This is a genomic window from Allorhizobium sp. GW101-3B10, from assembly GCF_059424725.1.
On sequence record NZ_JBWKZR010000001.1, the window covers coordinates 3,304,640 to 3,327,728 of the forward strand.

Sequence of the window (23,089 nt, forward strand, 5' to 3'; positions counted from 1 at the left end):
ACCTTGATAGCCGGGGCATCGCTCTTCGGCAGCGGTTCGATCAGGGATGAACCGTCAATTTCGGCACTGCCGTCACGAACTTCCCATCCCAGCCGGTTATATACGAAAGCTGTCGCTTGATTTCTGTCTGAAGATTCCATGGCAGTATCACCACCCTTTCAGGCTTTTCGGATTTCAGGACGTCCTCGGAAACGACCGGTACCCGGCTGCCCGGCAGGAATGTGCCCTGCTTGGCCGGGTTCTTGTCGACGACGAAGGCGAGGAGATCCGGCTTCACGCCGGCAAAGTTCAACAGCGTGTTGCCCTTGGCCGCCGCGCCATAGGCGGCGACCCTGAGGCCCTGGCGCTGGCAGTCGATCAGGAATTCCAGGAAGTCGTTGCGCACGCGCTGCGCGGTGGCCTGGAAACCGGCATAGAAGGCAGGTTCGCGCATACCCGCCGCCGTCTCCGTATCCAGCATGACGACAACGCTCTCGCTCACCGGATGGGCGGCCGTATCGGCGCGGTCGGCGAAGACCCTGAGGCTTCCGCCATGCCAGGGCGTCGTCTCGACATCGAACACGCGCAGGCCGTTGGCGGCGAAGATGCGCTCGACGGCGGTCAGCGACAGGTAGGAGTAATGCTCATGGTAGGCGGTGTCGAACTGCGCTTCCGTCACCATGTTGAGCAGGTGGGGGAACTCGAAGGTGGCAACACCCGTCGGCTTCAGCAGCCGGGCAAAGCCGGCGACGAAGTCGTTGATGTCGGGCACATGGGCGAGCACGTTATTGGCCGCCATCAGGTCGGCGCCCCAGCCCTCGGCCGCAAGGCGCGCGGCAAGCTCGACGCCGAAGAAATCCTCGACGATCTCGATGCCCTTCTCGCGCGCCGCCGTCGCCGTGCTGGTGGTCGGCTCGACTCCGAGGCAGCGAATGCCGCGGGCCTTCACATATTGCAGCAGGTAGCCGTCATTGGCGGCGATCTCGACGACGCCGGAGGTCGGGCCAAGCCCGAAACGCTCGGCCATGGACGCGACATAGGCCTCGGCATGGCCGAGCCACGAGCTCGAGAACGAGCTGAAATAGGCATAGCTCTCGGAGAAGAAGGTCTCGCGCGAGGCAAAATCCTCAGTCTGCACGAGAAGGCATTCGTTGCAGACCCGGATCACCAGCGGATACCACAGTTCCGGCTTTCCGAGATCGCCCTGCCGGACATAGGAATTCGACGGCGGCGCGGTGCCGAGGTCGAGAAAGGGACCCATGTTCTGCGACTGGCAGTGACGACACTTCATGCGGCAAGTCCTCGGTAGTCGATGCCAAGCTGGGGGTGAGCCGCATCGCGCGGCGACAGGTGCGCGACCGGCAGGGGCCAGGCGATGGCGAGCCGCGGATCGGTCGGGCTCAGCCCCCCCTCCGCCTCGGCGCGATAGGGGGCCGAATGGGCGTAGATCATCCGCACATCGTCGCTCAGCGCCTGGAAGCCGTGCGCGAAGCCCTCGGGGATGAGGAAGGAACAGGCATTGTCGGCCGAAAGCTCGACCGCGACATGATTAAGGAAGGTCGGCGAGCCCTGCCTGAGGTCGACCGCCACGTCGAGGATGCGGCCGGCGACGCAGGTCACGAGCTTGATCTCGCTGTAGGGCGGGTTCTGGAAGTGCATGCCGCGAACCGTGCCGGCAAAGCGCGAGGCGCTCTCGTTGACCTGGGCGACCGGCCCGCGCCAGCCGATTTCGGCCAGTTCCTCGGCGCAGAACAGGCGAGAGATATGCCCCCGCTCGTCGGCGATCTTGCGCCTTCTCAGGACCAGCAGTCCCTCGATCGGGGTCGTCTCGACTTCGAAGCGCGGGGTCATACGGCCGCTCTCAGGGGAAGGTCGTAGGCCGCCTCGAAGGCGGCGATATCGGCGCGGCAGAGGTCGAGCGCCGACCCACCCGAGGCAAGCCGGCGATACCAGTCCATCGTCCGGGTCACGGTTTCGTCGAGGTTCCAGACCGGCCGGTAGCCGAGCGTGTCGCGGGCACTGGACGAATCCAGCATCAGGTAGCCCGCCTCGTGCGGCCCTTCCGAGCCGTCGCCGAGAACGACCGTGCCGCCGCCATAGGCCGCCTGAGCCTTGTCGAGCACGGTCGCGACCGTTGCCGCCGCCTGGTGGTCGGGGCCGAAATTGAGGCTCGGGGCGAAAGACGGCTGATCCCACAGCCGCTCCGCCATCATCAGGTAACCGTTCAGGGGCTCCAGCACGTGCTGCCAGGGCCGCACCGCCTGAGGACGGCGCACCATCAGCGGGCGGGCGGCGCCCCAGGCCCGGACGGCATCGGGGATCAGGCGATCCTCGGCCCAGTCGCCGCCACCGATCACATTGCCGGCACGCGCGGTCGCAAGGCCGATGCCGCGGGCGGAAAAGAAGGAGGAGCGATAGCTGGCGGTCACGATCTCGGCGGCCGCCTTGCTGGCGCTGTAAGGGTCGTGGCCGCCGAGCGGATCGGTTTCGACGAAGGGAACTGCCGTCTCCGGATTGGCATAGACCTTGTCGGTGGTGACGACGACGATCGAACGCACGTCGGGGGCGATGCGCAGCGCATCGAGCAGGTTGGCCGTGCCCTGGACATTGGTTTCGTAGGTGCCGATCGGATCGCGGTAGCCGGCGCGCACCAGTGCCTGGGCGCCGAGATGCAGGACGATTTCCGGCTTGGCCAGCATGACGCGGGCCGCGACTGCATGGCGATCGCGCAGGTCGCAGATCTCGGCCGCCACCGGCTTGCCGTTGATCAGGCCAAAGAGCGACGGGGAGGTCTCGGGCACCAGCGACAGGCCGGTCACCTTGGCGCCCATTTCGGCGAGCCACAGCGCGAGCCAGCTTCCCTTGAAGCCGGTATGGCCGGTCAGGAGGACACGCTTGCCTTTCCAGAACGCGGGATTGGCCATGGTCACCACGTCTTCCACGGCGGATTGCCGCTGTTCCACAGGCTTTCCAGATGAACCTTGTCGCGCAGCGTATCCATCGGCTGCCAGAAGCCGGTGTGGAAGAAGGCCTTGAGCTGGCCGTCATTGGCGAGCCCGGACAGGGGCTCGGCCTCCCAGCTGGTCGAATCGTCGGCGATGCGGTCGATGCATCTCGGGTCGAGAACGAAGAAGCCGCCGTTGATGAAGCCGCCCTCGCCCTCGGGCTTCTCGACGAAGCCTTCGACCGTGTCGCCATCGAGCTTCAGCGCGCCGAAGCGGGCGGGCGGGCGAACCGCCGTCACCGTCGCCTGGCGGCCGTGGCTCTTGTGGAAACGAACCGTCGCGCCGATGTCGACGTCGCACAGGCCGTCGCCATAGGTGAAGCAGAAGGCTTCCTCGTCCTTGAGATAGTCGGCGACGCGCCTGAGCCGCCCGCCGGTCATCGAGTTCTCGCCGGTATCGACCAGCGTCACCCGCCAGTTCTCGGCGCTCTTGCGGTGGAACTGCAGGCGGTTTTCGGCCAGGTCGAAGGTGATGTCCGACATGTGCAGGCCGTAATTGGCGAAATATTCCTTGATCACATAGCCGCGGAAGCCGCAGCAGATGATGAAGTCACGGATGCCGTGGCCGTGATAGAGCTTCATGATGTGCCAGAGGATCGGCCGCCCGCCGATCTCGATCATCGGCTTGGGCTTCAGGTGGGTTTCTTCGGCAATACGCGAACCGAGACCGCCGGCGAGAATGACGGCCTTCATTGAAAACGCCCGTCGGCCAGACCGGATACCGGCTTGCCGGCACCCCGTTCATCGTATCCCGCAGCAAAACCCATGATTTGTCCCACGCCCCACGAACATTCCATCGTGGGCGCAGGCTAGCGGACGAAGCTGTCGTCAAACTTGACGAGCGAGAGGGGGTTCGGCGGCCGGGGGCCGCCGCCCGTTCAGAACCCGCCTGCGGCGAGGCGGCGGCGCAGCGCGCCGATGTCGTTCGTGGTGTCCTGCGTGAGGCGCTCTTCCCAGGCCAGCGCCGTTTCGACAATCACGTCGAGATCGGCATAGTGCGGCACCCAGCCGAGCGTCTGGCGTGCCAGCGTCGAATCGGCGACGATGAAGGCTGCGTCGCCGGCGCGGCGCGGGCAGTATTCGACGGCAAACGGGCGGCCGGAGACCCGGGCCACGGCGCCCAGGACGTCTAGCACGGAATAGCCCGATCCATAGCCGCAATTGGCGACCAGCGACGGCTCGCCGCGACGCAGATAGGCAAGCGCCCGCAGATGCGCCTGAACCAGGTCGCTCACATGGATGTAGTCGCGAACACCCGTGCCGTCGTGTGTCGGGTAGTCGGTGCCGTAGACCGCGACCGATCGCCGCTTGCCGAGAGCGGTCTCGCAGCCCACCTTGATCAGATGGGTCGCACGGTCGGTCGACTGGCCGGTCCGGCCCTTCGGATCGGCACCGGCGACGTTGAAATAGCGCAGCGCGACATAGCGGAAGTCATGGGCGCGGGCGGTGTCGCGCAGCATGAGTTCGCTCATCAGCTTGGACTGGCCATAGGGATTTTCCGGCAGGAGCGGCGCGGTTTCCTTGACCGGCTCGGCGGCCGAAGGCGTGCCGTAGACGGCGGCCGTCGACGAAAAGATCAGCTTGTCGATCCCGGCCTTGACGGCCGCCGACAGCAGGTTTCGCGTATTGCCGGTGTTGTTCTCGTAATAGCCGAGCGGATCGGACACCGATTCCGGCACGACGATCGAACCGGCGAAATGTATGATCGCCTCGATCTCGTTCTCGAAGAAGACCTGCCGCAACAGATCCGCGTCGCCGATGTCACCGAGGTAGAACCGCGCCTGAGGCGCGACGGCCCAGCGGAAACCTGTCGACAGCCGGTCGATGACCACCACGTCCTCGCCCGCATCCAGCAGAGCCCAGACCATGTGGCTTCCGATATAGCCGGCCCCACCCGTTACCAAGATCGCCATGTTCGTACTTCCCGCAATTCATTCACGGGAGGAACCTAGGCAATGTCCGCTTTAATTTTGCTTACAATCCGCAGTCATGCTCAGTATTGATACAGTTTAATTCCAAGTATAGAAAACACACTATTGCAAATTTCGCTAGAATTTTATCGATCGGGGTGCGAAGGATGAAACCCGCGCGCCATCCCGGAGATCAGAGCGCCAGGATGTAGCGGCACAGCCGGTCGGCCGCTTCCTCGATCTGTTTCGGATTGCGCAGGAAACAGGCGCGCAGGAAGCTTTCGCCTCCCTTGCCGAAGGCGGAACCCGGTGCCAGCGCCACGCCGGTGCGATCGACGATGTCGAGCGCCGCCTGGCGGCTGTCGGTGATGCCGTCGATCTTGAGGAAGGCGTAAAGTGCGCCTTCGGGCTTCAGGGTCTCGACCCGGTTGGTGGCGATCAGCGCGTCGCACAACAGGTCGCGCGACTTCGCCGCGCGTTCGAAGTTCTCGCGGACGAAGCCGTCACCCAGATCGAGCGCCGCCACCGCGCCGCGCTGCATGAACTGGGCAACCCCGGAGGTGGAATACTGGATGAGGTTTTCGAAGACCTGTCCGGTTTCCGGCGGAGCGACGATCCAGCCGACTCGCCAGCCGGTCATCGACCAGTTCTTGGAGAAAGAATTGGCGAACAGCACGCGGTCGCCCTCGACCATGACGTCGAGGAAGGACGGCGCGCGGTGTCCGCCGCCATAGTAGTAGAGCGCATAGATCTCGTCGGCGAGGATCCACAGGCCGTGGCGGCGTGCGAGTTCGAGGATCGCCTTCAGGTCTTCGTGGGTTGCCGTCCAGCCAGTGGGATTGGACGGCGTGTTGATGAACAGCCCACGCGTCCTCGGCGTGATCGCCTGCTCCAGCTTGTCGATGTCGAGCGACCAGCGGCCATTGGCGAAAGTGAGCGGAAGCCCGACGGCGCGGCCGCCGGCGATTTCGATGGCCGAGATGATGTTCGGCCAGGCCGGCGACAAGTAGATCATCTCGTCGCCGGGCTCTGTGACCGCCTGGACGGCAAGCGCGATCGCCTGCATGCCCGAGCCGGTGACGTAGAAGTGTTCCGGCGAAAGCTCGACGCCGAAATGGCGGGCATAGTAGCGTGACAGCGCCTCGCGCAGCTCCGGGATACCGCGCTGCCAGGTGTAGAAGGTTTCGCCGCCCAGGAGCGCATCGCTCGCCGCGCGGTTGATGAATTCGGGGCTGGGAAGATCGCCCTCTCCCGCCCAGAGTGGCAGCAGCCCGTCGCGTCCACGGGCATAGTTGATGATCTCGACGATCCCGCTTTCGGGGGCGGCAAGGGCGCGCGGGCTGAGATCCTTCACAAGCGACATGGCAAGCCTCTTCAATTCGGCGTTTGTTCGTAAGCCAAGAGGTCTAGCCGATTGCGCCGGGAAAATCCCATGACAATCCTTGAGGGCAGAATCGATTCCGGTGATGGATGTGCGAACGGCCCGCTCCCGGCACCGCCGGGAGGCAAGCCTCTGCGGATGCCGATGTCAGCGCGACTTCAGCAGGTCGCGGATCTCGGTCAGGAGTTGGATGTCGGCCGGCGGCGGGGCGGCGTCCGCCTCCTTCTTCTCCTGCTTGTCGAGCGAGGCGCGTAGCGTGTTCACGCCCTTGACCATGAGGAAGATGATCCAGGCGAGGATCAAGAAGTTGATGATGACGGTGATGAAATTGCCATAAGCGAAGACCGCGCCCTGTTCGCGGGCAGCTTCGAGCGAGGTGGCGGTCACCTTGGAACTCAGCGGCAGGAAATAGTTGGAGAAATCGAAGCCGCCGAAGACGACGCCGACCAGCGGCATAACGATGTCCTGGACCAGCGAATTGACGATCAAGCCGAACGCCCCGCCGATGATCACACCGACCGCGAGGTCCATGACATTGCCGCGCGCAACGAAGGTTTTGAACTCGTTCAGCATTTCCCATCTCCTTCAACTCGTCGACGATCCGTGGCCGTCTTTTTCTGCGGCGCCCGGGCTTCCCAATGATTAGCGAAAGACAAACCATTCGGGAACCGTGAAATTGCGCTGCGCTTTCGGCCGCGTTCGACTTAAGGTCAATTCGCAAGCGATTTCAAAACGTCAGAACTTACCATAAGCTCTGCCTGACATTGGAACGCCGTTCTAGAGGAGGAAGCGTGCTTCCAGGATGGATCATCTTCGCGTCGGCCTTCGCCTATCTGTTGCTGCTGTTCGCGGTGGCGAGCTACGGCGACCGGAAGACCCGTACCCATGGCGTGCCCGAGAACGGCCGGCCGATTGTCTACGCGCTCAGCCTCGCGGTCTACTGCACCTCCTGGACCTATTTCGGCGGCGTGGGACTTGCGGCCGAGCACGGCCTGGAATTCACCGCCATCTATATCGGCCCGATCCTGATGTTCACCATCGGCATGCCGATCGTCCGGCGGATCATCGATCTGGCCAAGGCGGAGAAGCTGACCTCCGGCGCCGATTTCATCGCCGCCCGCTACGGCAAGAACCCGATCGTCGGCATGCTGGTGACGATCATTTGCCTGGTCGGGACCATTCCCTATATCGCCCTGCAACTGAAGGCCGTCTCTAGCTCCGTCTCCGCCATGGTCGACCCGACCGAATACGGCATCGGCACCGGCAATCTTTATTTCATCGATCTGCCGCTGGTGGTCGCCTTCCTGCTCGCCTGCTTCGCTGTCGTCTTCGGCACGCGCCACACGGACGCGACCGAGCACCAGGACGGGCTGATCCTCGCGATCGCCATGGAATCGGTCGTAAAGATGGTGGCGTTCTGGACGCTCGGCATCTACGTGGTCTTCTTCCTGTTCAACGGTCCGGCCGACCTCTGGCAGAAGGCCACGGCGAACGAGGCCGTCATGACGGCGCTGTCGCACCAGACGCCGATCAGCCGGTGGCTGCTGCTGATCGCGCTGTCGGCCTTCGCCATTATCATGCTGCCGCGCCAGTTCCACGTCACCGTGGTCGAGAACCGCACCAACCGCGAACTGAAGCTCGCCGGCATCCTGATGCCGCTCTATCTGGTGGCGATCAACATCTTCGTCCTGCCGGCCGCCATCGGCGGGATCATGACCTTCGATGGCGGCGGCGACGCCGACCTCTATGTCCTGTCGCTGCCCCTGCATGGCGAGATGCGGATCGTCTCGCTCATCACCTTCCTCGGCGGCTTCTCCGCCGCGACTGCCATGGTGATCGTCGCCTCGGTCGCGCTGGCGATCATGGTTTCGAACGACATGATCCTGCCGATCTTCCTTCGGCAGAAGCTGCTGACGCGGCCGAGCCAGCGCGACGATTTTGCCAAGACGCTGCTACACATCCGCCGTTCGGCGATCTTCGCCGTCATGCTGCTCGGCTATGTCTATTACCGCTCCGCCGACAACACGACAGGGCTCGCCTCGATCGGTCTCCTGGCCTTCGCCGCCATCGCCCAGATCGCCCCGGCCCTGTTCGGGGGACTTCTGTGGCGCCGGGCGAATGCCCGCGGTGCCATCGCCGGGCTCAGCACCGGCATCTTCGTCTGGGCCTACCTGCTGTTTCTGCCAAGCCTCGGCGCCGAGGACAACTCGCAGATCGCCTCGTCGATCCTCGGTTTCCTCATCCCCGGGGTCGAGATGTTCAGCCCGGCCCATGCCGATCCGCTGGTCAATGCGACTCTTCTCAGTTTGCTGCTCAACACCGCCGCTTTCATCATCGGCTCGCTCAGCCGCAATCCGCGGCCTGTCGAGCGCATCCAGTCGGGCATTTTCGTCAAGCGTCATCCCCGCTCCCAGTTCGCCACGCGCGGCTGGAAGACGCGGGTCACCGTCGGCGACCTCAAGGCCGCCATCGCCCGCTATCTCGGCGACGAGCGCATGACGCGCTCCTTCCGCTCCTACGAGCGGGCGGCCGGCCGGCGGCTGGACGACGACAGCCCGGCCGACATGGCCTTCATCCACTTTTCCGAGCAGTTGCTCGGCAGCGCGATCGGCTCGTCCTCGGCCCGGCTCGTGCTGTCGCTGATCCTGCAGAAGGCCGAGGACACGTCGGCCGACACGGCCTGGCTGCTCGACCAGGCGAGCGAGGCGCTGCAGTATAACCAGGACATGCTGCAGACCGCGCTGTCGCAGATGGACCAGGGCATCGCCGTGTTCGACGCGAGCAACCGGCTGACCATCTGGAACCGAAGGTTCCGCAGCCTGCTCGACCTGCCCGAGCATGTCGGCCAGGTCGGCTTCCCGCTGACCGAAATGGTCGCTATCCTCGCGCAGCGCGGCGACGTCGCCGCCGGCGACCAGGCGCAGCTGGTCAAGCGCTTCCACCAGTTCGACAAGCCGTTCCGGCTGGTCACGGCGGCCGGCGAGCGCATCATCGAGGCGCGCTGCAATCCGATGCCGGACAAGGGCTTCGTCGCGACCTTCACCGACATCACCAGCCAGGTGGCGGCCGACAAGGCACTGAAGCAGGCGAACGAGACGCTCGAACAGCGGGTCAGCGAGCGCACGGCCGAGCTGACGCGGGTCAACCATGCGCTGGCCGAGGCGCGGGCCGCGGCAGACGAGGCGAATATCGGCAAGACCCGGTTCTTCGCCGCGGCCGGCCACGACATCCTGCAGCCGCTCAATGCAGCGCGGCTCTATTCCTCGTCGCTGGTCGAGCGGCTCGGCGATTCCGACAACAGCGCGCTGGTGCGTAACATCGACTCCGCGCTGGAATCGGTCGAGATCATCCTCGGCGCCGTGCTGGACATCTCAAGGCTCGACACCGGCGCGATGAAGCCGCGGCTCGCCACGGTGCCGCTCCAAGGGCTGCTGGAGCGCATCGAGACCGACTTCGCGCCGATCGCCCGCGAGAAGAACCTCAAGCTGGTGGTCATGCCGACCTCGCTCACCGTCCGCTCCGACCCGAACCTGCTGCGGCGGCTGGTGCAGAACCTCGTCTCCAACGCCATCAAATATACCCCGTCGGGCCGCGTGCTCGTCGGCGCGCGGCGCGCCGGCCAGGAGGTCGTCATCCAGGTGATGGATTCGGGCATCGGAATTCCGGCGTCGAAATTCCGCACCGTGTTCAAGGAATTTGCCCGTCTCGAGGAGGGCATGCGCACGGCGTCGGGCCTCGGGCTCGGCCTGTCGATCGTCGACCGCATCGCCCGCGTGCTCAACCACCCGGTACAGCTCTCTTCCAAGCAGGGCAAAGGAACCACCTTCCGCGTCGTCATGCCGCTCGACCAATCGGCACCGGCGACGGCGACGGTGTCGGACATGCCGGCCGGCAGCAAGGGAGCGATACCGCTGAAGGGCCTGCGGGTCCTGTGCATCGACAACGAGCCCAAGATCATCGAGGGCATGGAGCTGCTGCTGTCGGGCTGGGGCTGCACGGTCACCTCCGCCGGGTCGATCGAAGCGCTCGACGCGATCGTCGCGGCAGACAGGACCCCGCCCGACGTCATCATCGCCGACTACCATCTCGGCGACGGCAGCGGTATCGGCGCGATCCTGCGGCTCAGGGCGCTCTACGAGAGCGACCTTCCCGCCCTGCTCATCACGGCCGACCGTACGGCGGAGGTCCGCGCGGAAGCGGAGCGGCAGAACATCACCCTGCAGCACAAGCCGGTGCGGCCGGCCGCACTGCGGGCCTTCATCACGCAGGTCTCCGCCGTTAAACGGACGGCTGCGGAATAGGCCTTGCCGCGCACCAGCCGGGATCGGCCGCCTATCTGCCGGCCATGGCAGCCACCTGCGGCGGACGCTCCGGCGCCGGCCACGCGGCACGAAGATCGGCAGTGACCGCCTTGCGGCCCAACGTTTCCCAACCATCGCGATCGGCCTTTACATAGCGCCGGAAGGCAAAGCCGGTGCGGCCGCGCAGGGTGGCTGCGACGACCTCGTCGGGCAGGATCAGACGCCGGCCATAGACCCGACGCTGCGGCAATCGCATCTCCGGCAACACGGTGTTGACCAGTTCGGTGCAGAAGGTGCAGGCCGTGGTGTCGAGATCGAAATAGTAGTCGAAGGGCATGCCCACGCGCTTGTAGAACTCGATCAGCGCCTGGCGCCGGCGCGCGGGGCTGAGGCCGGTCGGCCGCAACTGGGCGATCGCATCGGCGTCGAGCGCCAGCGGCGCGTCCGACAGGTGAACGCCCTTGTTGTCCGCCTCGATGAACAGCGCGCCCTTGCGGATGGCATCATGATGCTTGCGGATCGCCGGCTGATCCCACACACCCGCGCGGCGCAACTGCCTCTCGGTGCCGACATAGATGGCGGCATGGCCGAAATGGCCGGGGATGGCGTGACCCGACAGGCGCCCCTTGTTGTTCACGGTGACGATGTCGAGCGGCTGGAGCCCTGCCAGGATGGTCCCCATGGCCGGCTCGTGGCGCAGCAGGTAGCCCTTGCGCCAGACGGTGGCGGCGACCAGCTTGCCGATCGCCGGGGCGAACGGTTCAGCCAATGTGACGAGGCCATTCGGGTAGCGTTCCGGCCGCTGGCAGCAATCGCCGAGCCGGACGTCGCCCGGCTGCGGGACGGGCGACGGCTTCTGGACGGTCGTGCAGGCCGAAACGAACAGCACCAGGCCAAGGAAGAGGGCGCGCGCCAGCGGACGAACGAGCGTCAAGATGTCAGATGCCATGATCACCCCCATTGCTGGGGGAACGCCGGAAAACACGGCGCATAGAAGCAGTTGTCATGCGGAAGCAAGGCCTGTCCCCACCCTTGCGCGGACCCCGATCCGCGCGCCGGCACCATTCATCCAAACTCTTGCAGATACCTAGTCCGACGCGCGCGGCAAATCAATCGGCGTGGGAACTGGCCGAAGGTCTCATGTCCGCGCCGGAATTACCAGGATTTCAGCGCCCGCAGCGTGGGCGTCTTCTTGAACATGTGCTCGTCCATGCGGGCGAGCAGCCGGTCCAGCAGTTCGACCGCCTGGCCGACAGCGGGGCCCTTGTTGAGCATGACGCATTCCGCCCGGGCGGCCATGGCCGCATCGGTCATTTCGCCACGGGTCGGTATGCCCTCCCGCACCAGGTCTTCGAGAACCTGCGTCGCCCAGACTGCGGGTACCGAGGCGGCTTCGCTGATCCACAGGATCTCCTCCTGCATCTCGGCCAGCCGTTCGAAGCCGATCTCGGCGGCAAGGTCGCCGCGCGCGATCATCACGCCGAAGGGGCCTCGCCGCCGCGCCCGGGCGATCAGGGCCGGCAGGTTGCGTACGGCCTCGGGCTGCTCGATCTTGGCGATCAATCCGAGCGTGCGGTCGGCCATGCCATGGCGGACGAGCATACTGTCGAGCAGGTCGATGTCGTCGGGGCGGCTGACGAAGGAATAGCCGATCATGTCGGCGCATTCGATCACGGTCACGAGGTCGGTCTCGTCCTTGGCCGTCAGCGGCGACAGGCCGAGTGCTGTGTCCGGCAGATTGATGCCCTTTTCCGGCTTCAGCTTCGAGCCGCGCGCCTTGGTCTTTTCGACGCGGATCACCGCCTCGCCGTCGCCGAGGCTTTCCACCACGGCTTCCAGCTTGCCGTCATCATAGCGCACGCGGTCGCCGACCGAGAGGCGGGTAACCATTTCCGGCAGCGACACGCCGGCGGAATAGATGACATCCGCGCAAGTGCGCGGCACGCCCGATGCGACGAGGCGGATGCGGTCCCCGGCCTGGAGCCTCGCCTTCTTGTCCGGCAGGGCGACGGCGGCGGTGCGGATCTTCGGTCCGGCAATATCCATCAGCACGGTGATGTCGCGGCCGGTCTCCTTCGCCGCTGCGCGGACGAAGCCGGCCATGGCCCGCCAGGCGTCCGGGCCGTCATGCGCACAATTGATCCGCGCCACGTCCATGCCGCGGCGGGCGAGGTCGAAGATGAAGTCGGGGCCGTCCGCCGCCTCGCTCGGGAGCGTGACCATGATCCGGGTGCGGCGATTGGCCGGCGGCTTGCCGAACAGCGCCGAGGATGCCTCCCCGAGGCGCGCTTCGCCGTCGAAGAACTCCGCCTCGGACGGCATGGCCATCGGCTTTTCGCGGCCGGCGAGCGCCGCAAGCGCGACGATCACGGCATCCAGCGTCGGCAGCACACGGCTTTCCAGCCGGCCGAGCGACGACAGGCCAAGGCACATCAAGCGACGCTGCAGCGGCCGGAGATCATGGTGGCGCAGGCAGAGATAGTGAGCGAGGTTGGCGATCGCGGGGTCGGCCGGGGTCCCTTCGCTTTCGCAGAAACCGGCAATCAGCGGCGTCGCGGCCTCGACCACGGACACCCGCAGCGCCAGCAGTTCATCGAGCAGGGCAGAGGCCTGCAATGCCTCGCGACGGAAATCCTGGCTGTTCATGCACGTTCCCCTCTTCCGCCACCCGTTCCCACCGCCGGCAGTGCTTGGGAGGATGCGGCTGCATGGGCATACGGAGGCAAAAGACATTCTAACCGATCGTCTTGAACGATATATGACGAAATCCGCATGCGACCGATCGCCTCGGAAAACGACCGCCCCCTCCTTCCGGCCAATAGCGCGCGGCGCAAATCCCCCCTAGTTTGTCCGTCCGATCGTTCATCGCCAGGGAGGGGCCATGCGGATCGCCATCATGTCGGACATTCACGCCAATCGCCAGGCGTTCGAGGCCGTTCTCGCCGCCGCGAGCGGGCGGGGCGCGACGCGTCACGTGATCCTCGGCGACATCGTCGGCTATGGCGGCGATCCGGTCTGGTGCGTCGACAAGACGATGGAGCTCGCTGGCGGCGGCGCGATCGTCATTCGCGGCAACCATGACCAAGCCGTGTCCGATCCGTCGGTGTCGATGAACGAGACCGCGCGTGCGGCGATCGACTGGACGCGCACCCAGCTGAGCGAAACGCAGAAGGCCTATCTCGCCGGGCTGCCGCTGGAAATCGAGGACGGCGAACGGCTCTATGTGCATGCCGACGCATCCGCGCCTGCCCGCTTTCACTATGTCAGCGACGCGGAGACCGCGGCCGCGCATCTGCAGGCCTGCCGCGCCCGGGTCAGCTTCTGCGGCCATATCCACCGTCCGGCGCTCTATTGTCTGGGCGCGAACGGCAAGACCACGCCGTTTGCCCCCTCGTCCTCGACCGGAATTCCGCTTTTGCCGCAGCGCCGGTGGTTGGCCGTGATGGGGGCCGTCGGGCAGCCGCGCGACGGCAATCCCGCCGCCGCCTACGGCATTCTCGACACCGACCGGGGCGAACTCGAATATCACCGGGTCGGCTACGACATCGAGGGCGCGGCGGCGAAAATCAGGGCCGTGGGGCTTTCCGAGGGGTTGGCCACCAGGCTGTTCAAGGGCAAATGATCCGGGGGGACGGGAGCGCATGCCGAAGGTCAGAGTACATCCGGGCGACGTGATTGACGGCTTCACGATCGGCGAACTCGCCCATCGCGGCGGCATGGCGCAGCTCTTCAGCGTCACCCACCCGGACCACGACTTCCCCATGCTGATGAAGGTGCCTGAAATGGGGGCCGGCACCGATCCGGCAATGATCGTCGGTTTCGAGATGGAACAGATGATCCTGCCCCGTCTCACGGGCCGCCATGTGCCGCGCTTCGTCGCCAACGGCGATTTCGCCACCCAGCCCTATATCGTGTTCGAACGGCTCACCGGCAAATCGCTCTATCCGATGCTCGACGATCTGCCCCGGCCGGCCGAGGAGGTCGCCTCGCTCGGCTGCCGGATCGCCGCGGCCCTCGTCGACCTGCACCGTCAGAACGTCGTCCATCTCGACATCAAACCGTCGAACATCATGTTTCGCGAGACCGGCGAGGCCGTGCTGATCGACTACGGCCTTGCCCGCCACCTGCTTTTGCCCGACCTGATGGACGAGGAATTTCGCCTGCCCTACGGCACGGCGCCCTATATGGCGCCGGAGCAGATCCTCGGCGTGCGCAGCGACTTCCGCAGCGACATCTTCGCGCTCGGCGTGCTGATGTACTTCTTCGCCACGACCAAGCGCCCGTTCGGCGATCCGCAAAGGCTGAAAGGCCTGAAGAAGCGGCTCTGGCGCGATCCCGTGCCGCCGCGGGCACTGGCGCCCGACCTGCCCAAGCCGCTGCAGGAGGTGATCCTGCGCTGCCTCGAGGTCAACCCGGCCCGCCGCTATCCGACGGCGGCACAGCTGATGATGGACCTGCAGGATCTCTCCAAGGTCACGCTGACCACGCGGAGCGAAAAGCTGAGGCGCGACGGCTGGGGGGCGGTCATCAAGCGGCGCTTCAACCCGGACCCGATGGAACTGCTGCGCCCGCAAGCCGCCGCGGAAAGTGCGGCCGGCGCGCCGATCGTCATGGTGGCGATCGACCTTTCGGACGGTTCCGCCGAACTCGCCGACGCGCTGCGCCTCAGCGTCAGCCGCATCATCGAGAAGACGCCCAATGCCCGCATCGCTTGCCTGAACGTGCTGAAGATCGCCCGCATCAGCCTGGAAAGCGACCTCGACGCCGAGGGCAACAACAAGCACGTGGCGCGGCTGGTGCAGCTCAAGCACTGGGCCGAACCGCTGAAGGCGCCGGAGGGCTCGATCACCTATCACGTGATCGAAGCCGTCTCGCCGGCCGCGGCGATCCTCGACTATGCGCGCGAGAACATCGTCGACCACATCGTCATGGGCGCCCGCGCCAATTCCGCCATGCGCTCGCTGCTCGGCAGCGTGTCGGGCGAAGTGGCGGCCCAGGCGCCTTGCACCGTGACCGTCGTCCGGGTGCGCCACGCCGCCGAGCCGGCGGAATGAACCGTAGCCGGAACGGTTTCGGCTAGAGGCGCAAGGACCAGACCGTCGCATGGGGAACGGCATCGGGCGCCGCCGAAAGACGGGCCGAGCGGACCGGTTCGAAGCCGTCGATGCGCTTGGAACCGGCGATCCGGCCGTCATCGACGAAGACCTCGATAGAGCCGTAGTCGAGGAAGATGCGCACCCGGCACACCTGTGCCCCCTCGACGATGTAGCGCGGCGCGATGCGGCCCTGCCGCTCATAGCGCAGCCAGAGCCCGGTCTCGTCCTGCACCAGGCCGAGCGTGACCCCAGGATGGTCGAATGTGAGGTCGAAGGGAAGCCCGGCCTCGCGCAGCTCGAACAGCAGCTCCACCGCGCCATTGACGAAGGCAACGGTTTCGCCGGCCGCCAGCCGCGTCCGGTCGATGATGTGGCTGCGCAGGCTTTCCGCCGCGCCGATCGGCGGGGTGAGCAGCTGCCCTCCCTCGAGCTTCAGCGTGCGCGGCAGGGTCATCGCCGAGGGAAAGTCGACCGCCGGGCCGGTATCCGCCCAGTTGCCGAGCCAGCCGATGCCGACCGGGTTCGCCCCATCCATGAAGGCCTGGAAGGCATAGTTGTCGGTGATGAAGTCGAGTTCCCGGGAAAACTCCCGCGAAAACGCCCTGCCGTCGAACCAGCCGACATCGACCATGGTGAGATTCTGCCGGCCGGTGCGCTCGTCCGTGCCGTTCATCAGGCCATAGATCAGTGCCCAGCGGGTGGCGGGGTCCGTCGCTTCGCCGTCGAGCGGCAGCAGGCAGGGGCATTCGATCGCCGTGGTCCTGTGGCGCGTCTCGACCATCAGCTTGCCGAGATAGGTCCAGCCGCCGGCTGCCTGCGGATCCTGCGTCTCGTAGAGCAGGATCACGCCGCATTCGTCGCTCTGGCTGCCAAGCAGCATCTTCCAGCGCCCGTCGGGACCCTTGAAGACGTAAGGATCGCGGAAATCGAGCGTCAGCCCCTCGCCGTCCGGCCGGTGCGGCAGGATGACCGAAGCCTCGCCGGCGCTGAACAGGTCGGCGGACACCGCCGACATCTGGATCTCCTGCTCGGGTTTTCGCTCGCTCACCTTCTCGGTGAAGAACACCCGGATGCCCGGGCCGCTGGGCAGGGGAATGGCAGAACCGGAAAAGGCCCCTCCGCGCTTGTCTGGGCGCGCTGACAGCTCCTCCGAGGGGAAGAGGAAGACCGGCAGGTGACGCCAGCGCAGATAGTCGGACGAGACCGCGTGGCCCCAGTGCATGTTGTTCCACATGCGGCCATGCGAATAGTGCTGGTAGAACAGATGCGGCCGGCCGCCGAAGCGGCCGAAACCGTTCGGGTCGTTCATCCAGCCGAAGGGCGGGCGGAAATGATAGCCGGCGGGCAGATCCGGCGGGGCGTTGACCGGATTGGTATGCAGCACGGTGATGCCGGTCTCCAGCACGTCGGCGGCGGTGAACCAGTAGGCGACCGACACCGATGTGTCCGCGCTGTCGTAGCGCAGCTCGATGCGGCCGCCTCCGAAGACATGGTAGATGCGGAAGGAATTCTCCTCGGCATTGACCGCTTGGACCTCGCCGAACTTGCCATTGGCGCTGTGCAGCGACACCGAGCCAGGCTTGTCGGCATGCGCGGCCTTCAGCCACAGATGCAGCGTGGCGTTGACCGGAAGATCGGCGGATATGATGCGCAGGGTGTCGGCCTCATCCGGCCCGGAATCACCGCTTTGCGCCAACGCCCTGCCGGTCGTTGCCGGGGAATCGCCGTTCTCTTGCGCCATGGGCTCGTCCTTCCGCTTCGTTTTCTTTCGACAACGACCGGGTCGTCCTGCCGGTTCCCTAATGACCGAGGGCAAGCGTTTCGCCGATCCGCAGCACCCGGGCGCGGCGATGGCCGTCGCTCGCGGCGAGAAAGCGGTCGGCCGGTGCGCGAAGGGGTTCGGGCGAGAGCGCGAAGGTTCCCCAATGAATACCGATGCCGAGCTTAGCGCGCAGTTCGGCCAGAATAAGGGCGGCATCTTCCGGCGTCGAATGCATGTCGGCGACCAGCGGCGACGGCTCGAAGGCGCCGATCGGCACCAGGGCCAGGTCATAGGGACCGCGGGTCCGGCCAATCTCGCCGAAAACCGCACCGTCATGGGCACTGTCGCCTACGAACAGGGCCGCGCGGCCGGGAATGCGGATGTCCCAGGAATAGGCCTCGCCGTCGAGCTTGGCGAGCAGGTTGCGGCGGGTGCCATGCACGGCCGCCAGCGCCGTCAGCCGGGCGCGACCGGCGACCACCGTCTCGCCGACCACCGGATGATCGACCGCGGCGAAGCCGGCCTCCTCACCGTATTTCTCCAGCCCGTCCGGCAGCAATATGCGGGCCTTCGGAAAGCGCGCGGCGATGGCCTTCAGCGACGGGGTGTGCAGATGGTCGTAGTCGCCATGGGAGATGACGACGATGTCGATCGGCGGCAGGTCGTCGAGCGCAAGCGGAGGTGCTGCATGGCGGTGCGGTAGCGGGCTTTCGAGCGAAAAGCCGCCGGCAAGGACCGGATCAGTCAGGATGGTCATGCCGCCGAGCCTGAGCAGAACCGAAGAATGGCCGAGCCAGGTCACGCTGTCGCCGCGGATGCCGAGGCCGGCAAGTGCCTGTTGCCGCGGCAGCACCAGACCGTCGTCCGCTTCCGCGCGGTGGACATAGAGGCCGGCGGCGATGTTGAGGTGATGCAGCGCCAGGCCGGCGGAGCACAGGCCGAGCGGCAGCAGGCCCGGATGCCGCTGGGCAGGATCGCCCTCCCCCAGCGTGTGGCAGCCGCACAGCACCGCACCCAACAGGGCAACGACCGGCAGGCGTTTCACGCCGACCGCCAACACGCGCAACAGCCGAGCCGCCGACGCGCGCAATTGCCCACCCCGGCGGTCGCCGGATGTTGCCGCAGCGCCGGCGCGCCCCTGCCCCTTGCCCATGCCGTTCCCCAAAGCCCCTGCATTTGCCGGGGTATCCCCGCTCCATAGAGCCGCATCGCCCTTGCCTTTGCAAGCGGGAACGGCCTCTCGCGCTCTCCTCCTTTCGTCCGTCACCGAACCGTCACCGTTTCTTCATCGGCCTGTGACCGACGCAATCTAAGGCGGTTGCGTGCAACCATCCGGACCAGGAGCCGCCATGCGCTTGACCGCCCCGATTCTCGCCGCGTTTCTCTCGCTCGTTCCGCTTCTGCCCTCGGACGCCTCGATCGGCCCGACCGCACCGGCCGGCCATGCCAGCCTGATCCGCGACCGGCTTTCGAACGCCAACCAGTGGCGCGACCACATCATGGTCGTCGCCCACCGCGCCGGCTGGAAGGAAATGGGCGAGGTGGTGCGGGCGGAGAATTCGAAGGCGGCGATCGACAATGCCGCAGCGATCGGCGTGGAAATGGTCGAGCTCGACGTGCGCCGGTCGAAGGACGGCGTGCTGGTCGTGATGCACGACGCGACGCTGGAGCGGACCACGACCTGTCGGGGCAAGGTTTCCGACACGACGCTGGCCACGCTCAGAGCCTGTCGGCTGATCGTCGAGGGCAGCGGCATCGTCACCGACGAGGCGGTGCCGACGCTTTCCGAGATGCTGGTCCATGCCCGCGGCCGAATTTTCGTCAACATCGACAACAAGCTCGAGCCGGAAGACCTCGTCGAGATCGTCGCGACCGCGCGTGGGCTCGGCACGGCCGACGGCATCCTGATCAAGACGGCGATCTGGAATGACGAGCGGCTGGAGCGCGCCCGGGCGGTGCTCGACCGGATCGGCCCGGACGTCGCCTTCATGCCGATCCTTGCCGACGACGCGGTGCGCGACGCGGCCTTCGTCGAGCGGGTCGCCCGGGCCTTTTCCACCCGCGCCACCGAGATGATCCACTGGCGCAAGGACGCCTCCGAACCGCTCACCGAAACCGGCGGGCCGCTGTTTTCGCCGCAGGCACGCGCGGCGGCCATCCGCGACGATTTCCACCTGTGGATCAACACCTATCCGATCACCGACCGGCCCGAGGGCATGGTCGCCGGCGGGCGCGGCGACGGGCTTGCCATTGCCGGCGGAAAACCGGACGAAGTCTACGGCTTCTGGATCGCCCGCGGCGCGACCATCATCCAGACCGACGAGCCGAAGGCGCTGATCGACTGGCTGGACCGCCAGGGCCTGGGCCGGCACTATGGTGGTGCCGGCAGCTGAGCGACCGCCCCGCAGACGGGTCGCGCCTCATCCCTGTCCGGCCGCCTCGGCGGCGCCCTCGCACAGCCACTTCATCAGGCGTTGGCTTGGGCTCTCGTAGCGATGGCAGCATGGTGGGTGCGGACTAAGCATTCCCCACTTGGCCAATTCGCGGTTCAGATGTTCAAGAGCCGGAGGCAAAGAGCGTCGGCGTCAAAGGGTGATGTGGGCGATGGATATCTCCTCCATTCCAGGTCAGGCCCAGACCATGCCGTTCGGCATGGTCTTGCTCCGCCTGGCCGGTGGAGAACCGATCTAACGCGCGATCTGCGACATCAAAACTCCTCCCAGCCCTCGCCGCCCTTGAGGGCGGCATTGCCGTTGAATGCCTGGGCCACCTTGGCCGTCGTCTGGCGCGCCGGCGCTGCCACCGGTCCGGATTGCCGCTGGGCTGTGGGCTTGGCCGCACGATACTGATTGCCCCCGGCCCCGATGTTGAACTGCGCCAGCAGTTGAAACAACTGCTCCGCCTCTTTGGCAAGGCCATGGGCCGCGGCGGTCGTTTCCTCGACCATTGCCGCATTCTGCTGCGTTCCCTGGTCCATGGTGTTGACGGCGGTGTTGATTTCCCTGAGGCCGGTTGCCTGCTCGCGGGACGCCTCGACGATCGCGCCGACATTGCCATCGACCTGGACAACCTGGACGACGATCTCCTGCAGCGCCTTGCCGGTATCGCCGACCAATGCCACCCCGCTCTTGACGTGCTCGTTCGACGTGTTGATCAGTTCCTTGATCTCCTTTGCCGCCTTGGCGGAACGCTGGGCCAGTTCGCGAACTTCCTGGGCCACAACGGCAAAGCCTTTCCCCGCCTCGCCGGCACGCGCCGCCTCGACGCCCGCATTGAGTGCCAGAAGATTGGTCTGGAAGGCGATTTCGTCGATCACGCCAATGATATTGGCGATTTCCCCGGCGGACTGCTCGATCTTGCCCATCGCCTCAACCGCCTGGCCAACGACCTTGCCGGAAAGCTCGGCGCTGTTCTTCGTCTTGCGTACGAGTTCGCCGGCTTCCTGGGCGCGGTGACTGGAGTCGCTGACGGTCGTCGTGATTTCTTCAAGTGCGGCGGCGGTCTCCTCGATCGAGGCGGCCTGAGTCTCCGTGCGCTTTGACAGATCGCTCGTCGCCGACTGTATCTCCTGCGATGCCGCAGCAATTGCCCCGGCATTCTGTGATATCTGCTGCATCGCCAGGCGAAGCTTCGACGAGGCCTCGTTGAAGTCCACCCGCAGCGTCTCCAGTGAGGGCAGGAACGGTGTTCCGAGGGTCGGCGTCAGGTCGCCGTCCGCCAGCGCCTTGAGGGCACCTGCGAGTTGATCCACATTCTCGACACGGCCCGTAACATCGGTCGCAAACTTCACGACCTTGGCCACCCGGCCCTTCTCGTCGAATATGGGGTTGTAGGAGGCATTGATGACCACCCGTTTCCCGCCCTTGCCATGGCGAACAAACTCAGCCGCCTGAAAACGGCCGGATCTGAGCTGCTCCCAGAACTGGTGGTATTCGGCGGACGAGGCATAGGCCTTGTCCACGAACATGCTGTGATGCCGTCCTACGATTTCCTCCAGGCGGTAGCCGAGCACATCGCAAAAATTCTGGTTGGCGCTGAGGACTTCTCCTGTAAGCGTGAACTCGATGACCGCCTGCACGCGGCCGATGGCCTCGATCTGCCCCTGGTAGTCGAGGTTCATGAGCCGAACATTCGCGTCTGCCCATTCGACGACAAAGCCCGAAACCCTGTTTCCTTCACGCAGCGGCGTCACGATAAGATCAAAGGCCCGCTGGCCTACCGAAATGGTCGCCTTGTGCTGGGTCTTCAGTGCCGCAAGCATGTTCCTCTGGTGGGAAGGGTTCTTGTGAAAGATGTCGATGTTCGAGCCGATCAGGGTCGACACATTGAAACCTGGCAGCTCTTTCTTCAGATCGCTTTCTGCTTCCGCGAGGAGCTCTCGGGTTGCCGGGTTCATGTACGTGATATTGAGCTTTTCATCAGCGATCATGATCTTGGAGCTGATCATATCGATCGCGCTGAGCTTTGCTTTTTCAGCCGCCGAATTTAATCCGAACATGGTGTAGATTTCCCTTAGAGAGCGAAATGATCCGCGCCTGACGACAACCTGACATAGCAGCGGAGTATGCTGTTCGAGCAGCGCAGAAGCCTAGGGCTTTCAATACGTTACTCAAGAATCCTGATGTTGATAATTTTCTTGGGAAATGCTTTAGGATGTCTGAATATTCCGCAAACCGCATGCAGAACCGGCAGAAATCCGACATTTCTTGCGTATCGACAAGGAACTTCAGCACGACTAAATTGCGCGCTCAAATTCCCGGCAACCCTGACTTACGTGACGGCCGTGTCGAACGTGGGAAGACAGCAGGGCAGACAACGTCCGAGCCTGGACTGGGAGCAATTCCCGCCAAGGCCGCTTTCGCCTTCCGGGCCAAACTGGAGGCCGGAGGCGGCTGACGCGCGGGCCAAGGAGCGATGATGGCACGAGTGAACCTGGAGCGTCGGGCAGCAATCGGCGAGGCGAAGCGTGCCCGCACCCGCGCGGCGATCCTCGAAGCCGCACGCGCATGCTATTCCGCCCCGGACGCAGCCTCGGCGACAGTGGAGGCGGTGACCCAGACGGCAGGCTTGGCCAAGGGGACCTTTTACCTGTACTTTGAGAACCTTGCGGCTCTGGAGGCAGAGCTGGGCGAAACGTTTCTCACGGAGCTGAGCGAGCGTTTGGACCCCGCCCGTCTAACCGTCGACAACCCGCTGACCCGCATGGCCACGGTCGTGACCCTCTTGCTCCGCGACCTGGCGGCCGAGCCGACCCAAGCACGTCTGGCAGCACGTGCGGCTGCTATGCTTCCGGACATCGCCCCGGCGGTGCAGGCCCGCCTGCGGCGGGACCTTGCCGACGCCCAAGCCGCCGGCCTGCTGGCGGTCGGGTCCGTCGACCTTGCCGCACACCTCGTCGTCGCGCTTGTCGAGCAGGCTTCTTGGCTTCTCAGCGAGAGCAGGATCGACGCGACGTCCGTGCCGGATATCGTGCGCGTCATCCTGCGTGCGATGGGATGCGCGCCGGATGACGCGACAAAGCGGACCGACGAGGCTGCACGCAATGCTGACGCCTTTGCGCAACGGACATCCGCTGCCAGCTGCTGAGCATCGTAGCGGGTCCACTTCCCTCGCACAAACACCATCCCGGCACGCACGACAGCGACACGGCGCCATG

The 23,089-nt window shown here is 65.5% G+C and carries 17 protein-coding genes; 5 read left to right on the forward strand and 12 right to left on the reverse strand.

What is annotated here, in order from left to right; genetic code table 11:
- Nucleotides 1-40: 40 nt before the first annotated feature.
- The 7 genes from AC07Y0_RS16465 to mscL all read right to left on the reverse strand — a co-directional run bounded on the left by AC07Y0_RS16465 (nt 41) and on the right by mscL (nt 6,847).
- Nucleotides 41-1,270 carry a methyltransferase domain-containing protein gene (locus AC07Y0_RS16465; RefSeq protein ID WP_498678806.1) on the reverse strand — a complete coding sequence of 410 codons (1,230 nt, stop codon included), beginning with the start codon at nt 1,268-1,270 and terminating at the stop codon, nt 41-43.
- Nucleotides 1,267-1,830, reverse strand: coding sequence for a dTDP-4-dehydrorhamnose 3,5-epimerase family protein (locus tag AC07Y0_RS16470; RefSeq protein WP_498678807.1), 564 nt, complete (start codon nt 1,828-1,830; stop codon nt 1,267-1,269). Before AC07Y0_RS16470 ends, AC07Y0_RS16465 begins: the two co-directional genes overlap by 4 nt.
- Nucleotides 1,827-2,942 (reverse strand): CDP-glucose 4,6-dehydratase, encoded by a 1,116-nt coding sequence (gene rfbG / locus AC07Y0_RS16475; protein WP_498678808.1) that lies wholly within the window; start codon nt 2,940-2,942, stop codon nt 1,827-1,829. The genes AC07Y0_RS16470 and rfbG overlap by 4 nt, the downstream gene beginning before the upstream one ends.
- Nucleotides 2,906-3,676, reverse strand: coding sequence for a glucose-1-phosphate cytidylyltransferase (gene rfbF / locus AC07Y0_RS16480; RefSeq protein ID WP_498678809.1), 771 nt, complete (start codon nt 3,674-3,676; stop codon nt 2,906-2,908). The genes rfbG and rfbF overlap by 37 nt, the downstream gene beginning before the upstream one ends.
- A 185-nt stretch (nt 3,677-3,861) precedes the next feature.
- Complete coding sequence (gene galE, locus AC07Y0_RS16485) at nt 3,862-4,896, reverse strand: UDP-glucose 4-epimerase GalE (RefSeq protein ID WP_498678810.1); 1,035 nt, start codon at nt 4,894-4,896, stop codon at nt 3,862-3,864.
- A gap of 190 nt (nt 4,897-5,086) precedes the next feature.
- Nucleotides 5,087-6,256 carry a pyridoxal phosphate-dependent aminotransferase gene (locus AC07Y0_RS16490; RefSeq protein ID WP_498678811.1) on the reverse strand — a complete coding sequence of 390 codons (1,170 nt, stop codon included), beginning with the start codon at nt 6,254-6,256 and terminating at the stop codon, nt 5,087-5,089.
- Between the two features lie 165 nt (nt 6,257-6,421).
- A complete protein-coding gene (mscL, locus tag AC07Y0_RS16495) occupies nt 6,422-6,847 on the reverse strand; it encodes a large conductance mechanosensitive channel protein MscL (RefSeq protein WP_498678812.1) in 426 nt (141 codons plus the stop codon).
- Nucleotides 6,848-7,065: 218 nt separating this feature from the next.
- Between mscL and AC07Y0_RS16500 the strand changes: the two genes are divergently transcribed.
- Nucleotides 7,066-10,575, forward strand: coding sequence for a hybrid sensor histidine kinase/response regulator (locus AC07Y0_RS16500; protein WP_498678813.1), 3,510 nt, complete (start codon nt 7,066-7,068; stop codon nt 10,573-10,575).
- Nucleotides 10,576-10,606: 31 nt separating this feature from the next.
- On the opposite strand, the gene AC07Y0_RS16505 is transcribed toward AC07Y0_RS16500, so the two are convergent.
- Together AC07Y0_RS16505 and AC07Y0_RS16510 are read right to left on the reverse strand one after the other, a co-directional pair.
- Nucleotides 10,607-11,524: a YiiX/YebB-like N1pC/P60 family cysteine hydrolase gene (locus AC07Y0_RS16505; RefSeq protein ID WP_498678814.1), complete on the reverse strand. Its 918-nt coding sequence runs from the start codon at nt 11,522-11,524 to the stop codon at nt 10,607-10,609.
- 206 nt (nt 11,525-11,730) lie between these two features.
- Nucleotides 11,731-13,221 (reverse strand): pyruvate kinase, encoded by a 1,491-nt coding sequence (locus AC07Y0_RS16510; RefSeq protein WP_498678815.1) that lies wholly within the window; start codon nt 13,219-13,221, stop codon nt 11,731-11,733.
- Nucleotides 13,222-13,456: 235 nt separating this feature from the next.
- Between AC07Y0_RS16510 and AC07Y0_RS16515 the strand changes: the two genes are divergently transcribed.
- Together AC07Y0_RS16515 and AC07Y0_RS16520 are read left to right on the forward strand one after the other, a co-directional pair.
- Nucleotides 13,457-14,197 carry a metallophosphoesterase family protein gene (locus AC07Y0_RS16515; protein WP_498678816.1) on the forward strand — a complete coding sequence of 247 codons (741 nt, stop codon included), beginning with the start codon at nt 13,457-13,459 and terminating at the stop codon, nt 14,195-14,197.
- Between the two features lie 19 nt (nt 14,198-14,216).
- Nucleotides 14,217-15,629 (forward strand): serine/threonine protein kinase, encoded by a 1,413-nt coding sequence (locus AC07Y0_RS16520; RefSeq protein WP_498678817.1) that lies wholly within the window; start codon nt 14,217-14,219, stop codon nt 15,627-15,629.
- Between the two features lie 22 nt (nt 15,630-15,651).
- Here AC07Y0_RS16520 and AC07Y0_RS16525 read toward each other — a convergent pair whose 3' ends face one another.
- Both AC07Y0_RS16525 and AC07Y0_RS16530 read right to left on the reverse strand, forming a co-directional pair.
- Nucleotides 15,652-17,412, reverse strand: a complete 1,761-nt coding sequence (locus AC07Y0_RS16525) for a glycoside hydrolase family protein (RefSeq protein WP_498678818.1) — start codon at nt 17,410-17,412, stop codon at nt 15,652-15,654.
- Between the two features lie 58 nt (nt 17,413-17,470).
- Nucleotides 17,471-18,586 carry an MBL fold metallo-hydrolase gene (locus AC07Y0_RS16530; protein WP_498678819.1) on the reverse strand — a complete coding sequence of 372 codons (1,116 nt, stop codon included), beginning with the start codon at nt 18,584-18,586 and terminating at the stop codon, nt 17,471-17,473.
- A 196-nt stretch (nt 18,587-18,782) separates the two neighbouring features.
- Between AC07Y0_RS16530 and AC07Y0_RS16535 the strand changes: the two genes are divergently transcribed.
- Nucleotides 18,783-19,826 (forward strand): glycerophosphodiester phosphodiesterase family protein, encoded by a 1,044-nt coding sequence (locus AC07Y0_RS16535; protein ID WP_498678820.1) that lies wholly within the window; start codon nt 18,783-18,785, stop codon nt 19,824-19,826.
- Between the two features lie 314 nt (nt 19,827-20,140).
- Here AC07Y0_RS16535 and AC07Y0_RS16540 read toward each other — a convergent pair whose 3' ends face one another.
- Nucleotides 20,141-21,931 (reverse strand): methyl-accepting chemotaxis protein, encoded by a 1,791-nt coding sequence (locus tag AC07Y0_RS16540; protein ID WP_498678821.1) that lies wholly within the window; start codon nt 21,929-21,931, stop codon nt 20,141-20,143.
- A 419-nt stretch (nt 21,932-22,350) separates the two neighbouring features.
- On the opposite strand from AC07Y0_RS16540, the gene AC07Y0_RS16545 reads away from it, so the two are divergent.
- Complete coding sequence (locus AC07Y0_RS16545) at nt 22,351-23,019, forward strand: TetR/AcrR family transcriptional regulator (RefSeq protein ID WP_498678822.1); 669 nt, start codon at nt 22,351-22,353, stop codon at nt 23,017-23,019.
- Nucleotides 23,020-23,089 lie beyond the last annotated feature (70 nt).

Excerpts from the sequence above, each read along its gene's own strand:
- AC07Y0_RS16510 (WP_498678815.1), bottom strand. The coding sequence starts at position 13,221 with ATGAACAGCCAGGATTTCCGTCGCGAGGCATTGCAGGCCTCTGCCCTG.
- AC07Y0_RS16470 (WP_498678807.1), bottom strand. The coding sequence starts at position 1,830 with ATGACCCCGCGCTTCGAAGTCGAGACGACCCCGATCGAGGGACTGCTG.
- galE (WP_498678810.1), bottom strand. The coding sequence starts at position 4,896 with ATGGCGATCTTGGTAACGGGTGGGGCCGGCTATATCGGAAGCCACATG.
- AC07Y0_RS16515 (WP_498678816.1), top strand. The coding sequence starts at position 13,457 with ATGCGGATCGCCATCATGTCGGACATTCACGCCAATCGCCAGGCGTTC.
- AC07Y0_RS16520 (WP_498678817.1), top strand. The coding sequence starts at position 14,217 with ATGCCGAAGGTCAGAGTACATCCGGGCGACGTGATTGACGGCTTCACG.
- AC07Y0_RS16490 (WP_498678811.1), bottom strand. The coding sequence starts at position 6,256 with ATGTCGCTTGTGAAGGATCTCAGCCCGCGCGCCCTTGCCGCCCCCGAA.
- AC07Y0_RS16540 (WP_498678821.1), bottom strand. The coding sequence starts at position 21,931 with ATGTTCGGATTAAATTCGGCGGCTGAAAAAGCAAAGCTCAGCGCGATC.
- AC07Y0_RS16545 (WP_498678822.1), top strand. The coding sequence starts at position 22,351 with ATGGCACGAGTGAACCTGGAGCGTCGGGCAGCAATCGGCGAGGCGAAG.
- AC07Y0_RS16505 (WP_498678814.1), bottom strand. The coding sequence starts at position 11,524 with ATGGCATCTGACATCTTGACGCTCGTTCGTCCGCTGGCGCGCGCCCTC.
- AC07Y0_RS16530 (WP_498678819.1), bottom strand. The coding sequence starts at position 18,586 with ATGGGCAAGGGGCAGGGGCGCGCCGGCGCTGCGGCAACATCCGGCGAC.
- AC07Y0_RS16525 (WP_498678818.1), bottom strand. The coding sequence starts at position 17,412 with ATGGCGCAAGAGAACGGCGATTCCCCGGCAACGACCGGCAGGGCGTTG.
- AC07Y0_RS16535 (WP_498678820.1), top strand. The coding sequence starts at position 18,783 with ATGCGCTTGACCGCCCCGATTCTCGCCGCGTTTCTCTCGCTCGTTCCG.
- AC07Y0_RS16465 (WP_498678806.1), bottom strand. The coding sequence starts at position 1,270 with ATGAAGTGTCGTCACTGCCAGTCGCAGAACATGGGTCCCTTTCTCGAC.
- mscL (WP_498678812.1), bottom strand. The coding sequence starts at position 6,847 with ATGCTGAACGAGTTCAAAACCTTCGTTGCGCGCGGCAATGTCATGGAC.
- rfbF (WP_498678809.1), bottom strand. The coding sequence starts at position 3,676 with ATGAAGGCCGTCATTCTCGCCGGCGGTCTCGGTTCGCGTATTGCCGAA.